At 48.2% G+C, this 15356-nt stretch carries 16 protein-coding genes; 3 read left to right on the top strand and 13 right to left on the bottom strand.

Annotated features, from left to right (window positions below; genetic code table 11):
• Positions 1-59: 59 nt before the first annotated feature.
• The 11 genes from ASG24_RS06715 to ASG24_RS06665 all read right to left on the bottom strand — a co-directional run bounded on the left by ASG24_RS06715 (position 60) and on the right by ASG24_RS06665 (position 9919).
• On the bottom strand, positions 60-878 hold the full coding sequence (locus ASG24_RS06715) for an ABC transporter permease (protein WP_055868976.1): 819 nt from the start codon (positions 876-878) through the stop codon (positions 60-62).
• A complete protein-coding gene (locus tag ASG24_RS06710; protein ID WP_200934441.1) occupies positions 878-1789 on the bottom strand; it encodes an ABC transporter ATP-binding protein in 912 nt (303 codons plus the stop codon). Before ASG24_RS06710 ends, ASG24_RS06715 begins: the two co-directional genes overlap by 1 nt.
• A 78-nt stretch (positions 1790-1867) precedes the next feature.
• Entirely contained in the window at positions 1868-2161 is a 294-nt protein-coding gene (locus ASG24_RS06705; RefSeq protein WP_088178521.1) for a lipid asymmetry maintenance protein MlaB, read from the bottom strand.
• An 18-nt stretch (positions 2162-2179) separates the two neighbouring features.
• Entirely contained in the window at positions 2180-2782 is a 603-nt protein-coding gene (locus ASG24_RS06700) for a phospholipid-binding protein MlaC (RefSeq protein WP_200934442.1), read from the bottom strand.
• Between the two features lie 26 nt (positions 2783-2808).
• Entirely contained in the window at positions 2809-3354 is a 546-nt protein-coding gene (mlaD, locus tag ASG24_RS06695; protein ID WP_055830103.1) for an outer membrane lipid asymmetry maintenance protein MlaD, read from the bottom strand.
• A gap of 37 nt (positions 3355-3391) precedes the next feature.
• Entirely contained in the window at positions 3392-4177 is a 786-nt protein-coding gene (mlaE, locus tag ASG24_RS06690) for a lipid asymmetry maintenance ABC transporter permease subunit MlaE (protein ID WP_055868975.1), read from the bottom strand.
• On the bottom strand, positions 4177-4980 hold the full coding sequence (locus ASG24_RS06685) for an ABC transporter ATP-binding protein (RefSeq protein ID WP_055830106.1): 804 nt from the start codon (positions 4978-4980) through the stop codon (positions 4177-4179). Before ASG24_RS06685 ends, mlaE begins: the two co-directional genes overlap by 1 nt.
• 129 nt (positions 4981-5109) lie before the next feature.
• Positions 5110-5751 (bottom strand): type II secretion system protein, encoded by a 642-nt coding sequence (locus tag ASG24_RS06680; protein ID WP_055830107.1) that lies wholly within the window; start codon positions 5749-5751, stop codon positions 5110-5112.
• Positions 5752-5990: 239 nt separating this feature from the next.
• Positions 5991-7136: a c-type cytochrome biogenesis protein CcsB gene (ccsB, locus tag ASG24_RS06675; protein WP_055830108.1), complete on the bottom strand. Its 1146-nt coding sequence runs from the start codon at positions 7134-7136 to the stop codon at positions 5991-5993.
• Between the two features lie 29 nt (positions 7137-7165).
• Positions 7166-9088: a cytochrome c biogenesis protein ResB gene (locus ASG24_RS06670; protein ID WP_055869428.1), complete on the bottom strand. Its 1923-nt coding sequence runs from the start codon at positions 9086-9088 to the stop codon at positions 7166-7168.
• Between the two features lie 237 nt (positions 9089-9325).
• The gene (locus ASG24_RS06665) at positions 9326-9919 is read right to left on the bottom strand and encodes a cytochrome c (protein WP_369814165.1); all 594 of its coding nucleotides are present in this window, start codon (positions 9917-9919) and stop codon (positions 9326-9328) included.
• Positions 9920-10077: 158 nt separating this feature from the next.
• Here ASG24_RS06665 and yihA point away from each other — a divergent pair, with 158 nt between their 5' ends.
• On the top strand, positions 10078-10713 hold the full coding sequence (gene yihA / locus ASG24_RS06660; RefSeq protein WP_055830110.1) for a ribosome biogenesis GTP-binding protein YihA/YsxC: 636 nt from the start codon (positions 10078-10080) through the stop codon (positions 10711-10713).
• Between the two features lie 31 nt (positions 10714-10744).
• On the opposite strand, the gene trmB is transcribed toward yihA, so the two are convergent.
• Both trmB and ASG24_RS06650 read right to left on the bottom strand, forming a co-directional pair.
• Positions 10745-11458: a tRNA (guanosine(46)-N7)-methyltransferase TrmB gene (gene trmB, locus ASG24_RS06655; protein ID WP_055868973.1), complete on the bottom strand. Its 714-nt coding sequence runs from the start codon at positions 11456-11458 to the stop codon at positions 10745-10747.
• A 759-nt stretch (positions 11459-12217) separates the two neighbouring features.
• On the bottom strand, positions 12218-13387 hold the full coding sequence (locus tag ASG24_RS06650; RefSeq protein ID WP_055868972.1) for a class I SAM-dependent methyltransferase: 1170 nt from the start codon (positions 13385-13387) through the stop codon (positions 12218-12220).
• Positions 13388-13429: 42 nt separating this feature from the next.
• Between ASG24_RS06650 and ASG24_RS06645 the strand changes: the two genes are divergently transcribed.
• Together ASG24_RS06645 and ttcA are read left to right on the top strand one after the other, a co-directional pair.
• Positions 13430-14194: a pteridine reductase gene (locus tag ASG24_RS06645; protein ID WP_082488008.1), complete on the top strand. Its 765-nt coding sequence runs from the start codon at positions 13430-13432 to the stop codon at positions 14192-14194.
• Positions 14195-14362: 168 nt separating this feature from the next.
• Entirely contained in the window at positions 14363-15319 is a 957-nt protein-coding gene (gene ttcA / locus ASG24_RS06640; protein WP_055868971.1) for a tRNA 2-thiocytidine(32) synthetase TtcA, read from the top strand.
• The last annotated feature ends 37 nt before the right edge of the window (positions 15320-15356 follow it).

The raw sequence follows: 15356 nt of genomic DNA, 5'->3' as shown, positions 1-15356 counted from the left end.
AATTCGGCCAGGCATCAAATGCAAGGCTTGCGCCTGCTCTTCACCTTTGCCTGAGCCAGTTAACTACGTAATTTATAACCGGATTTTAACATCTTTAGGCAACCCCACGCTAATGCCAGCAGAAACACGCCTACAACGCTGACGCTTAGCCATGGCGAGACATCGCCCTGCCCAAAAAACCCGTACCTGAACCCATCAATCATGTAGAAAAACGGGTTAAGTTGCGAGACAGCTTGCCAGAATGGCGGCAAGGAATGGATAGAGTAAAACACCCCAGATAAAAACGTCAGCGGCATAATCACAAAGTTCTGGAAAGCTGCCATCTGGTCAAACTTATCCGCCCAGATACCGGCAATGACACCAAAAGTCCCCAGTAGAGCACTACCCAGCAAAGCAAAGGTAATGATCCACCATGGGTGCACAGTAGGCACATCTACAAAACACAGCGCCACCAGATAAATGCTAAAACCGACTACGAGACCACGAATCATTGACGCCGCCAGGAACGCTACAAAAAACTCCATATAAGTCAGCGGCGTAAGCATCAGGAAAATAATATTGCCCATCACTTTCGACTGGATCAGGCTCGACGAGCTATTAGCAAAAGCATTCTGCAGCAGAGACATCATCATTAGCCCCGGCACCAGAAAAGCCGTGTAGCTGACTTGGTCGTAGACTTTCACATGTGATTCCAGCACATGTGAAAAAATGAGCAGGTACAGCAATGCTGTCATGATAGGTGACGCAATGGTTTGAAAAGCCACCCGCCAGAAGCGCAGCATCTCTTTTTTGAACAAAGTATAGACGCCACGCCTGCGCGAGCTGATATGGTTGTCCAGCCAGTAGAAAGGGTTTAGCCAAGTTAAAAGTGATTTCATTATGCCTGACCTCCATGACTACCCACCAGATTCAGGAACACATCTTCTAAATCCACTTCTTGCAATTGCATATCCTTTACCGTAACTTGCGCCTGGCGCAGGGCAGATAAAATCGTTTCAACCTGTGCAATTTCTGATAAATTGAAAATAACCAAATCTTCCTTCTGGTGCTTGATGAAAGTATGCAGATGCGCCGGCACCGTGCCTTCGAGACGCAATATCAGCTGCTTGGCAGCATGGCTACGTAACAACTGCTGCGTAGTATCCAGTGCCACAATCTTGCCACTCTTCATCATTGCGATGCGCTCACAGAGTGTTTCCGCCTCTTCCAGATAATGCGTGGTCAGGATAATGGTATGGCCCTGCTGGTTAAGCTTCTGGATAAATCCCCAGAGCATTTGGCGCAACTCAACATCAACTCCCGCAGTTGGTTCATCAAGCACAATGACAGGCGGTTTATGTGCAAGTGCCTGCGCAATCAGGGCACGGCGTTTCATACCACCGGACAGTTGACGCATATTGGTATGTGCTTTATCGGTGAGCCCCAGACCTTCAATCACTTCATCCACCCAGGCATCGTTTTCCGGGCCACAGCCAAAATATCCCGCCTGGAAACGCATCATTTCGCGAACATTAAAAAATGGGTCAAACACCAGCTCCTGCGGTACAACGCCTAAGGCCATCCGCGCTTGTTGATACGATGTTTGCACATCGTGGCCCATGATGCTGATCTGGCCACTAGTTGGCTTGATAAGACCGGACAGCAGATTGATGAGTGTCGATTTACCGGCACCATTCGGCCCTAACAAAGCGAAGAATTCCCCCGGCTCTATGGTCAGGTCGATGCCACGCAATGCTTCAAACGCACCAAAATGCTTGGTTATTCCTTGAATTTTTACGGCTGCCACCACGGTGTTGCCTTTCACTATCCTAAAAAAACGAAACCCCACCTCTATGCAGAGCTGGGGTTTTCTGACTTGAGTGTTTGGTTAATTTAACAAGAAACTATCCACACCATATAACTGCATCAAACTACGCAGGTTGTCAGGCACCCCCACCACCGAGACTGACCCGGCCTGAGCGTGCTCATGATGAAACTGTCGCTGAATCTCGAAGATCAGGCTAACAGCCACCGTATCCACCTCTTCCACTTTGGAAAAATCCAAAGTCAATGGCGGATCAAGGCGTAACTTCTGCAACTGAGCCAAAGCATCATTGATGTTATTGATCAACAAATCTCCGCTAAAACTCAATGTATTCTCTTGTTGCGTAATAGTTGCCACGATGACCCTTTGAGATAATTATTTACCAGTAGCGGCTTTGTTTTTTTCAGCCAGCTTTTTGTTCAAACTGTCCAAACCGTTCTGGCGGATTTCTTGTGCGAACTGGCTGCGATAGTTTGTCACCAGGCTGACACTTTCGATCACGATATCGAACACTTTCCAGTCTTCGCCTTTTTTACTCAAAGTGTAGTCGACAGAGATCGGCTCGCCACCTGGTTGCTGAATAGCTGTTTTCACAGTTGCGGTTTCTGCGCCAGCTTCCTGACGGAAAGGCTTGTATTCGATGGTCTGGTTTTTATATTTGGACAAAGCAGTCGCATAAGTACGCAGCAACAGCGTCTTAAACTCAGCCTGGAAAGCTGATTGTTGCTCAGGTGTCGCTTTTGTCCAGTTTTTACCCAAAACTAAACGTGATACTTTATCAAAGTCGAAGTTTGGCAGAATTTTTTCTTCAGCCAAGGCAAAAATCTTTTGCTGGTTGCCAGCCTGGATATCCTTGTCAGACTTGATGACATCAATCACATCATCCGCAGTTTTCTTCACCAGTTGATCCGGTGCCAAACCCGCAAATGCAACACCAGTTACCAGCCACATGGCACAAGCCATCCACCATTTTTTCATCGAATTCCCTTTATCAAGCATTTAAATTACTTACCAATTTTGTCCAATGGACTTGCATCTAACGCATCAGCACCAGTTTCGGTTGATGTCGCAGCGGTATTCGCCGGTTTGTCATCATTTTCAGTGGCTTTGCTATACAAAAACTGACTGATCAATTTTTCCAGGACCACGGCGTCTTGTGTCTGAATAATTTTATCGCCATTTTTCAAGCTGTTTTCATCGCCACCAGCTTCCAGACCTACGTATTGCTCACCCAATAAACCCGCAGTGTAAATATTCGCGAAAGTATCTTTAGGGAAGCTGAAGCGTTTGTCGATGTTGAGACTCACAACGGCTTCATAAGTTTTAGGATCCAGCTTAATTCCTTCAACACGGCCCACCACTACGCCAGCGCTTTTAATTGGCGCACGTGGTTTAAGACCACCAATATTCTCAAAGTTCGCCGTGACCATATAAGTTTCACCAATATTAGTGGTCGTCAGGTTGCCTACTTTCATGGCCAGTCCCAGCAAAGCTGCAAAACCCATTGCCACAAAAATCCCCACCCATAAATCAATTGTTGTTTTTTCCATTGCTGCTCCTCACGAATGCTCTTGATCTAGTATTTTTCTAGCCAAGCATGAACGCCGTTAATATAAAATCCAGTGCCAATACTGCCAGTGACGATGTGACCACCGTACGTGTCGTTGCCCGGCTGACGCCTTCTGCCGTTGGCGGAGCGTCGTAGCCTTCAAACAAGGCAATCATCGTACATGCCACACCAAATACCACGCTTTTGAAAACGCCATTCAGAATGTCATATTCCCAATCTACGTTGGCCTGCATCTGCGACCAGAAAGAACCGGCATCCACGCCGATCAAGGGCACGGCAACCATATAGCCACCAAGAATACCCATCATGGTAAATAATGTGGCAAGGATAGGCATGGCGATCACTCCCGCCCAGAATCTGGGGGCGATCACGCGCGCAATCGGGCTAACCGCCATCATCTCCATTGCAGAAAGCTGCTCAGTCGCTTTCATCAGGCCGATTTCCGCAGTAATGGCTGTACCGGCGCGACCAGCGAATAGCAATGCAGTCACCACCGGACCAAGTTCACGCACCAAAGCCAGTGCAACCAATACACCGATGGCTTCTGATGAACCGTATTTTTGTAATGTATGGTAGCCTTGCAAAGCCAGCACCATACCGACGAAGAACGCCGATACCAGAATGATGATCAGCGACAACACGCCGGTGAAATAGACTTCGCGTATCGTTAAGCGGAAACGGCGGAAACTTTCCCCGGAAGAAACCAGTGTTAACCCAAACAGTCTGGCACCAGCGCCAAACCGCCACATCTTGTTAATAAAGCCTGCGCCAAGATTTTTGAGCAGCCGTTCGATTTTACGCATTAACGTGCCCCTCTCAACAAACTGGCATGATATTCAGGCGCCGCGTAGTGGAATGGTACCGGACCATCTTTTTCGCCATGCACAAATTGGTGCACAAACGGCATTTCGGACTTGCGCAAATCTTCAGGCGTACCTTCAGCGGCAACGACGCCATTTGCCACAAAATATACATAGTCCGCAAACTGGAAGGTTTCTTCCACATCATGCGTGACGATGATAGAAGTTGCGCCCAAGGCATCATTAAGGCTGCGGATCAAATCACAGATCACTGCCATCGAAATCGGATCCAGTCCGGCAAAGGGCTCGTCATACATGATAATGCTGGGATCCAGCGCAATCGCCCTGGCCAAAGCCACGCGTCGCGCCATCCCGCCAGATAACTCGGTCGGGCGTAACGCATGCGCCCCGCGCAAGCCCACGGCATTCAGCTTCATCAGTACCAGGTCGCGAATCATGCTTTCCGGTAAATCGGTATGCTCACGAATCGGGAAAGCCACATTCTCAAACACGGACAAATCGGTGAACAGAGCCCCATGCTGAAACAGCATGCCCATTTTCCTGCGCAAACGGTAAATACCGTCACGGTCTTGTTTGTGTACTATTTCGCCACTTACTTGCACCTCACCTTTGGTCGGTTTAAGTTGACCGCCTATCAGGCGCAACAAAGTGGTTTTACCACTACCGCTACCTCCCATAATCGCAATCACCTTACCTTTAGGAAAGGTCATATTGATGCCGTGATGCAGCAATTTACCTTTGTAACCAAAGGAAAGATCTTTTATTTCTACGATTGATTGGGCCATGTGGTTGGATTCTTTTGCAAGCGGCTCTCATTCTAAATCAGAAACCGTTGAGAATTCTGTATGTAAAACGTATAAAACAAAAAGCCCGTAAAACAGGCTTTTTGCGTTAAAGATGTGTTGTATTCTACACTAAAAACTCATGCAAACTAAGTACGGCGTGGCTGGTTGAGGTGTTGCCTCACCCACTCCTTGTGTACCATTGACCAATATTCTCATCACGCCAGTATTACCGGCACCATCATCCAGCATGGTGTCGAGCTGAGTGGCATATCTGCCAAGAATTCCGTCCGAACACATGGCATGCGCGCTGTTAAAAGTATTCGCGCTGACCGCACCTAAAGCATCAACACTCGTGACACCCACCCTGCCACCTTCACTGTTGCGCGGAATATATTGCGTGCTGCCCGTGTCAGTAGCACCAGTGGCCAATCCACCTAGACGCAAATGTTGCCACAACAAGAAAGACTCATCAGTGGCAGTATCCGAATTCCAGGCGCCTTGTATCAAACCGTTTTGTGTTTGACCGGCAGTAGTGGCGCTAGTACCGCCATTTAAATGGGTGCCGGCGGCATGATCATCACCCGGCAAAACACGAAACCGGTCCTGATAGCCATAAAAGTAAGTTGGGATATTCCTGAAATCGCTAGCCAGACTCTTCACTTTTGCATTGGCGATTAACTCCTGCCCACGCATCACGCCTGCCAGCAATAAACCTGCAATTACCAGAACAATTGCCAATTCAATCAAACTAAACCCGTGTTGCCTCTTCATTTGAATTCTCCTGTTATTTATTTTTAAAAGCATTTATATGCTGAATCGAGCTTTCATAAACGATCCAACGCTCAAAATATTAACATTTATTAAATAAAATAAACATTAGTTAATTTTAAGCTTTGCTTTTTTTGGAGTATTCAAACAAAAAGGGCAAACGTTCAACGCCTGCCCTTCTTTAGAATTACTTTTTAAAATTTTATCTTTTGATAAAGTTTTCTATCCCCCAAACTTTCACACTATAAAGTGCCGTATGAATGCAATCCACTCAGGAACATATTCACACCAAGGAAAGCAAAGGTTGTAACCAGCAAGCCAACCAACGCCCACCAGGCCAATACGGTGCCGCGCAAGCCTTTCATCAGGCGCAAATGTAACCAGGCTGCATAGTTAAGCCAGACGATTAGCGCCCAAGTCTCTTTGGGATCCCAGGACCAATAACCGCCCCAGGCCTCTGCCGCCCACATCGCACCCAGAATAGTGGCAATGGTAAAGAAGGCAAAGCCGATGGCAATCGCTTTGTACATCAGGTCATCCAGCACGTGAAGTGCAGGTAAACGGCTGGCCAGCACACCCTTTTTAACCAGCAAATAAGCGCCCGCAACCATGGCTGCCAATGAGAAAGCACCGTAACCGATAAAATTAGCCGGGACGTGGATTTTCATCCAGTAACTTTGTAATGCCGGCACCAAAGGCTGGATTTCATTCGCATGACGATCAAAGGTATACCAGAGGATAAAACCAACGGCGGCGTTGATCACCACCAGCACAAAACCACCCAGCTGACGAGTTTTGAATAGCTGCTCATAATGCAAATAAAGCAAGGCAGTAATCAGGCAAAACAGGATAAATACTTCGTACAAATTGCTGATAGGTATATGGCCAATATCAGGTGCAATCAAATAAGACTCATACCAGCGCACCATCAGCCCGACAAAGCCAAACAAGGTTGCCGACCAGGTTAAGGCCGAAGCCACTTTTGCAGTAAATTCCGAGCGCTGAAACAGTGCCAGCCAGTAAGTCAGCATTGCGAGTACGAACAATACATTCATCCACATCACTGCCGATTGGCTGGAAAGCAAAAACTTGAGCAGGAAACGTTGTCCGCCATTCGCAAGGTCACCCTGATAAGTGTAGACGCCCAGCAAACTGATAATCGCAACACCAAGTACCAGCCTGGCAATCGCCGACCAGCGCCAGCCCAGATAACTGAAAACGCCAACTGCTCCAAACAGAAAGCCAACTTCGTAAATATCCATGTAGCCAGCGTAACGCTGGTAAGAAAACAATCCGCCTGCAAGCAGCAACACCGCGTATAACCAGTCATACGTGGTCAGCGTTTGCCAGAACGAAGGTTGTTTAGTCCATGATGGTGATGTGTTCATCGCATTCCCCTTTATGTACGGACAAGCAGTTAAGCCGCCTGCCCTGTTTGCAACAACGTGGTAAGTTGCTGTTGCATGCGTGCAAAATCCTGGTCCAGATCCATATTTTTACGGTTGGATGACATTGCCAGCAAAACTTCTTGCTGTGCTGGTTTGATTAGTAACCAGACACGGCGTTCCCTGATATAAAACATAGAAAAAATACCCAGTACCAGCATCACAGAGCCCAGATATACCCAATTCTGCCCCGGCGAACGCGTCAACTGGAAACCACTTGCCTGTTTAAGCGTGTAATCTTTTAACTGGAAATAATAAGGTGTGCCATAGAAAAACAGGTCGTTCATGGCATTTAAACTATCTTGAATAAATATCGCGGTCGCTTGATCTTGCGGCGCCGGCGCCAGATTTCGCTGCGCACGGCTGATCTGGTAAGCCTGCAATGCAGCCGTATTCAATAATTTCAAATAAGTTTGCGCAGCTTGTTCGCGCTGGTCTTTCGGCACTGCTTTCTCAATAATGTTAGAAAGCTCACTGTAGCCGCCGCGTTTGAACGTCAGCAACAACTGCTGCAAGCTTTGCTCAAACTGCACTTTCAACTGCGCATTGCCACTAGGCATCTGCTTCGCCACCTGGCTGGCAATGTCGCGGATTGATTGCTCATTACGCATGGTCTGGCGCAAAGCCATAAAACCGGTGATTTCAAGTTCATCATCTGCTGGCACCCGCAAATACTTGAATTCATCCTGCACGGTTTCGCGCATACCGGAAACAAAATAGGCACGACCGTCCAGTTGCAATGGCTGCATGTAATTCACATACTCGCGAGCCTGGCCGCTGGCATTACGTAACTTCAAGGTGGTATTAGGCCCGACATTGTGTGGCTTGCCTTTACCATCTTTGGATAAATTCAGGATATTAAACTGGCGGAACTCGTTGAATTCCACACTCAGTTTATCCGCCCCTTCTCCCAGTGACCCTTTTTGCAGGATCACGCCATCCACATCAAAACTATCCTGATTAGCTGCCGCCAGATTCCACAGTTTGAATTTGAGTTGCGAACCGCCATCCTGGAAATCGGACTGATAAATGGCAATGCCTTTATGAATATATGGGTGATTGACTCGTACAGTCGCTTCAATCGGCTTGGTCAGCTCCGGGTCAGTAATGACAATATCGCTCTCAAACGATTTCGGCATGCCGGTAGGATAATGTTCAATGCGGAAATCTTTCAGTGCTACGGTGAATGGCAAATCCTGCACCAGGTAACCATCACGCACGCGCACAAAAGCCACATTATCGCGCTCTCCTTCAGGCAAGGTCATGTTGGCACGAAACGACAGATTATTCACACCCAGCCGACTTTCTTCAGGCACTTTGCGCGAAGCGATATCCCGGGTTTCAATTTTCTTGAACCCTAGTAGTTCCTGCACTTTTAAAGGCAAATTGCCATCCAGCAAACCACCAAAACAAATCACGACAATTGCGGTATGCGTAAAAATATAGCCCAGGCGCTGATGCGTACCCAAGCGTGCCGCCATCAGCACATCACCGTTATCCTGTTGCCTGGTTTTAAAGGTATAGCGCTCAGCGGATAAAAAATCACTCAGTCTTGATTGTGTCTCTGCAACAGGTTGCGCAGCAGTTAAACTCGTCTGGTGGCTAAACAAGCGCAAGGATTTCTCGGTAGCATTTTCCTTATAGGCTTTCCACTCCTTGAGCATCACCGGTGTATTGCGGAAAACGCACAGCGTGGTCGAAATCACCAGAAACAATAAAATCAGCAAAAACCAGGCAGCATGGTAAACATCCAGCAGGCCCAGTAACTCAAACAGCTCAAACCAGAACTGGCCGAACTTGATGATGTAATTTTGATAAGGCTCGTTTTGCTTAAGAACAGTACCAATAATCGAAGCCACGCCGAGCAATGTCAGCAAGCTTACGGCAAAGCGCATGGAACTCATCAGTTCGTAAATACGCTGGGATAAAGGAACGGACGCTTTCAATATACTCTCTTCAGGTTTGGCTTAGGTGATTAGCAGAGGGAAATTATGATGTACAACGTTGCACGCGCATGGGTGGACGACATTGACGATAAAAGGTTGCATGATTACTTACGTTTTTGCAAAACCCGATCTGCCAGCATTTAGCAAAAAAGGTGGCCGTGGCCACCTTTATGCATCTTGCGCAGATTAACGCAGACCTTGAATGTAATCTGCCACAGCCTGCATTTCAGCATCACTCATTTTGGCAGCAATCGTCATCATCATCGGCGCATTGGCGCGCTCACCGGTACGGAAAGTGCGCAACTGCTGCACGGTGTAATCGGTATGCTGGCCTGCCAGGCGCGGGAACTGTTTAGGCAAACCGGCACCAGTCACACCATGGCAAGCCGCACAGGCCGGCACTTTATTCGCCGCGATACCGCCACGGTAAATTTTCTCACCAAGTGAGCCCTTACCGTTTTCTTTCGCTTTCGCCAGCTTGATGCTTTGATTGGAGAAGTATTTAGCAATACCTTCCATGTCTTCCTGGCTCAAGGCACTTGCCATGCCAGACATCACCGCGTTAGCACGCGAGCCATCTTTAAAGTTAGACAATTGCTTGACTAAATACTCGGGATGCTGACCCGCCAGTTTCGGGTTGGTCGTGATCACGCTATTGCCGTCTGCGCCATGACAGGCAGCGCACACATTTTGCACCACTTTATCCGGACTATTCACTTCAGGTGCGGCTTCGGTAGTAGCCGCTTCTTCCGCAAATGCAGGCTGAATGGCTATAGTCATACTAATCGCCAGCAGTGCACACAATCCTGCTTTAAAACTCTTCAACATAATTCAATGCCCCAACATTTTATTTGGCGCCATTTTATCAAACAAACCCTGTTCGTGATAGCATTCATGGCTGAATACTCCATAAAACCTTGAGGCAACTCAACCCCACCATGCCAGTTTTCCAAAACGCCCGCTTTCACATCTCGGCACATCATTTACGTGACCTCCCGCCTGCAAGCGGCATTGAAGTTGCATTTGCCGGACGCTCGAACGCCGGAAAATCCAGCGCACTGAATACATTGGCTAACCATAATCGCCTGGCATTTGTCAGTAAACAACCTGGCCGTACACAATTAATAAACTTCTTCACGCTTGGTGATGACAAGCACCTGGTGGATTTGCCTGGCTACGGCTATGCGAAAGTGCCGGAAGCCATGCGCACGCACTGGCAAAATGTACTTTCCCGTTACCTGAGCGAACGCAGAAGCCTTGCCGGTTTGGTATTGGTGATGGATAGCCGCCATCCACTGACGCCGCTGGATAAACAAATGCTGGACTGGTTTTGCCCGACCGGCAAACCGGTGCATGTGTTGCTGACCAAAAGTGACAAACTGTCACGCGGCGAATCAACCATCACCTTGAATAAAGTTCGCAAGGAACTTAAAGACACCTGGGGTGAAGAAATCAGCGTGCAATTATTTTCCAGCCTGAAAAAACAAGGTGTGGATGAAGCAGAAAAAGTGTTGGGAGAATGGTTTTCAACTGCTGAAACAGACCCCGCAGCAGAACAACCTTTACCTGATTAGAAGCTGCAGTTTCCAACATTTACCATCGCTGTTAACCAATACGTTTAAACACCAAATCCCATACACCATGGCCAAGCTTCAGGCCACGATTCTCAAACTTGGTTAGTGGTCTGTAGGCTGGTTTCTCAGCATAATCCACCGCCGTATTTTGCAATAGTGGTTCAGCTCGCAAAACTTCCAAGACCCATTCAGCATATTCTTGCCAGTCAGTGGCTACGTGAATGTAAGCGCCCGCCTTCAGTTTTGAACATAGCAACTGCACAAACTCGGCTTGTATCAAGCGGCGTTTGTGATGGCGCTTTTTGTGCCAAGGGTCAGGGAAGAATATATGCACGCCATCCAGTGAGGCATCAGCCAACATATTCTGTAAAACTTCCACCGCGTCGTGTTGCAGAATACGGATATTGGAAATATCGCCTTCCTGCATCAACTTAAGCAAACCACCCACGCCAGGCGTGTGCACTTCCACTGCCAGGAAATCACTGTCCGGCAAAGTCTGGGCAATTTTTGCAGTTGCATCACCCATCCCGAAACCAATTTCAAGGATTTTAGGGCTGTTGTCACGACCAAAAGCTTTAGCTAGGTCCAGGGATTGTTCGGCATATTCAATGCCGAATTGCGGCCAGGCAGTTTCCAGGGCGCGCTCTTGACCCTTGGTCAAGCGACCTTGGCGCAGGACAAAACTGCGGATGCGGCGTTGATAATGAGCTTCAGAGGATTCAGGTGTTTGATCGATTTCAGTCATGGGGCGCATTATACTTTAGAGCGTGAATTTCCTTAGCATTTGGGAGAATAGATGATTTCTTGTAGAGAATTAGTCTTAAGGGGGGATTAAGCGTTCTTTTTCGCCTCTAGGCGAGTTACTTTTCTTTGCTTGCCCAAAGAAAATGTAACCAAAAGAAATGCACCCTAGCTTCCGCTTTTTCCCTGCGTTGCTCGTCAACGTGGGCGTCCAACAAAACTCGCCCTAGCGGCTTGCAAAGAACGCAAGCCACCGCGGAACTCAAACAGCCGCTGGCCGACCTCTCCCACGCTGACTGCGCTACTCGGCGCGTCAGATAGGGGCCCGTTTAAAACCATCACGATGGAACGTTAGTTAAACGGGTTGGGATTGAGGGCGCTAAGCACCTGTGTAATTTAAGACTAACCCGCCAACTATCTTTCTGCTTTGCTTTTGATTTGTTTTGTTACGAAGCAACGGACGAAAGTCCTAGTTCGAGCAACGCAGGAAACAAGCGGAAGCTAGGGTGCCCTTTCTTTTGGTGCCTTTTCTTTGGGCACGCAAAGAAAAGGCACTCGCCTAGAGGCGAAAGAAAATGCCGAAACACAGCACCAACCATCCAAAGAGTTACTGATTAGAACGTCACAGCAGATGCAACAAAGCTAAACATGAACATTGTCTAAATTCCAGCCTCCGCCGCAATTAAAGTATATTGAAGTGAGCAACAGCTTTCCCTACACGTAAGGTACTGAGTAGTTAAAAAGCATGCTCTGAGAACAGCAATCACAACTGATGCCGCTTATCCCCCTGCAAAAACCCCACCAATGGCAATTCCAACCCCTTACCCAATGCCAATACCTTAAACAACTCGCCCATCTCTGCCGGGGAGAGCAACTTTTGCACCGCCGCCACCGCAGGTAAATAACGCCCATTGTCTTCCGGCGATACTGCTTCCAGCATCTGCAAAATGCCACAGTTAATTAAAAACTGTGCCTGCGGGGTGTAGCCTGCACAACTCAAGCCATGCGCAAGTGCCGTTTCAGCCATGGCCGTAAAATTCACATGCGCAGTGATGTCTTGCAAACCGGGATAGATAAACGGATCATCATGCGCATAATGCTGGAAGTGGCACATGACTGTGCCCTGGCTGCGTTGCGGGTGATAATACTCGCGTGCTGCAAAACCGTAATCAATCTGCACAATCAACCCTCGCTGCAACATTGCCGCCAAACTGGCGATCAGGCCTTGCGCATCCGGGCATACTTCGGTGAAATAATCGTCTGGTAGCTGGTCGCTATCTATATGTTGAACAAGCGACAAATCTTGTAGCGGGCGATCCTGCCAAATTAATCCTTGGTTATAAGTTACACCCCGTTCCAGCCACTGCCCACTTCTCCAGCACACAATATGCACCGGAATCGCATCCAGCACTTCATTGCCTAACACGACACCAGTCATTGTTTCCGGCAAAGTATCCAGCCACCGCACGCGGGAAAAAACCGCTTCAGGCAAGGATTGCTGCAAGTTTTGCTGCTGCCTCTCACGCAAGCTGGCGCTTACATCCAGGATGTAATAATGATCGGGCAGTTGCCCAAGTACATTCAACTGTCGCAATATGTCTATTGCCAGCTTGCCGGTCCCGGCGCCCAACTCCAAAACATCACCACCGGAATCACTGAGCACCTGGCTAATCTGGTTTGCCACAGCGCGAGCAAATAAAGGTGAAATCTCTGGGGCGGTGACAAAGTCTCCTGCGCGGCCAAACTTGTTGGCGTCACCGCTGTAATAGCCAAGCTGCGGTGTATATAGAGCCATCTGCATATAGTCCGCAAAGGTGATCCAGCCGCCTTGCTGATCTATCTGCTGCTGGATATGCGCGACGACGGCCTCGCTATGTTGTTGAGCACTAGCATCCAGTGCGGGCAATCTTGAAGAAATAGTTTGCGCAGTCATTCAGCCATTATAATGTGAGCAGTCCAGAATAAAGAGTGTGCCGTGAATTCCAATCCTGCAGCCCAGCAATCATCCAAGGTAGTGTTAATCACTGGCGGAGCCAAACGTGTGGGCGCCGCGATTACGCGTGAACTTCACAGCCATGGCGCGAATATTCTGCTGCATTACAACACCAGTGCAGCGGAAGCGCTGGCCTTGCAAGCCGAGCTTAATGCAGTGCGCGCGGACAGTGTCATTATCCAGCAAAGTAACCTGCTTGAAACGGCTAACTTGCCGGCATTGATCGAAGCCACCCTGGAACACTTTGGCAAACTGGATGCACTGATTAACAATGCTTCCAGCTATTATCCGACTATCCTGGGCAGCATCCAGCCGGAACAGTGGGAAGACCTGATGGGCAGCAATCTTAAAGCACCATTATTCTTGAGCCAGGCCGCGGCTGATGCGCTGGAAACGAGTCAGGGCTGCATCGTCAATATTACCGATATGCATATTGAGCGCCCCAAAAAGAATTACCTTGTTTATAGCGCTGCCAAAGCGGGCTTGGTCAGTTTAACCAAATCCCTGGCGCAGGAACTTGCTCCAAAGGTAAGAGTCAACGCAGTCGCACCCGGGCCAGTGTTATGGCCGGATGATAATCAGGAGTTTGATGAGGCGTATCGCCAGCAAGTGGTTAACCAGACACTGCTTAAACGTACCGGCGAACCCTCAGATATCGCCAAGGCAGTGAAGTTTCTGATTTATGACGCGCCTTTTGTGACCGGCCATGTATTGGCAGTGGATGGCGGCCGCCACTTGAGTACTTGAGCAATCCACATACAAAGTTTGGCGAATAATTGGCTAAATCTTTTAAAAATGATTGTCTGCCTGTTCATTTGAATTAAATGATTCAGCCAGTCATGGGAGATTTAAATCAACCAGATTAATCAAAGACTTAGCGTGACTTTACATCGCTATCCGCTATAATGCGCGCCTATGAAGATCAAACACTACCCTGAGGGCGTTAGCCAAAACTTTCTAAAACTGCGCAATCAGTTGATCAGCGCCACCGGTAAAGCCATTGGCGATTACAACATGATTGAAGATGGTGACACTGTGCTAGTCTGCATGAGCGGCGGCAAGGATAGCCATGCCATGCTGATGATTTTGCTGGCCTTGCAAGAACGTGCGCCTATTAATTTCAAACTGATTGCGATGAACCTGGACCAGAAACAGCCAGGTTTCCCTGCGGACATTTTACCGGCCTACTTTGAAAAACTGGGTGTGGATTTCCGTATTGTCGAGGCGGATACTTACTCTATCGTCAAAGAGAAAATCCCAGAGGGTAAAACCACTTGCAGCCTGTGTTCACGCTTGCGTCGCGGCATTATCTATACCACTGCACAGCAATTGGGTGCGACCAAAATTGCGCTGGGGCACCACAGGGATGACATTGTGCAGACCTTGTTCCTGAATATGTTTTATGGCGCAAAAATGAAGGCAATGCCGCCAAAACTCGCGACCAACCGTGGCGAATTTATGGTGATCCGTCCGCTGGCATATTGTGCGGAAAAAGATATTGCAGCCTATGCCCGCGGCATGCAGTTTCCTATCATTCCGTGCGACTTGTGCGGTAGTCAGGAAAATCTGCAACGGCAAAAAATCAAGGATATGCTGAACAACTGGGAACGCGAGCAGCCAGGGCGCATTAACAATATTTTCCGCGCGATAGGCAATGTAGAACCTTCGCATCTGGCCGACTTTGATCTGTATGATTTCAAGCATTTGAGCCAGTCCAGGGAAGAAGATGAAGACCCGATGTTTGATCATCAAAAGTTTGAACAGGAAAAGTTTGCGGCCAGTGAGATGGCACTGACCATTGCCACCCAGGATGACAAACGCATTGAATTTGCGCGTAAACCTTTCCCTGTTTCAGTCACGGCTGAAGAATAAGCACATTACATGCCGGGAAGTTTTAAAAAATATGGAC

Source organism: Methylophilus sp. Leaf414, assembly GCF_001425425.1.
Classification (GTDB): Bacteria; Pseudomonadota; Gammaproteobacteria; order Burkholderiales; family Methylophilaceae; genus Methylophilus.
Note: the sequence above shows the minus strand (reverse complement) of the source record. Positions and strands in the feature narration are given on the sequence as shown.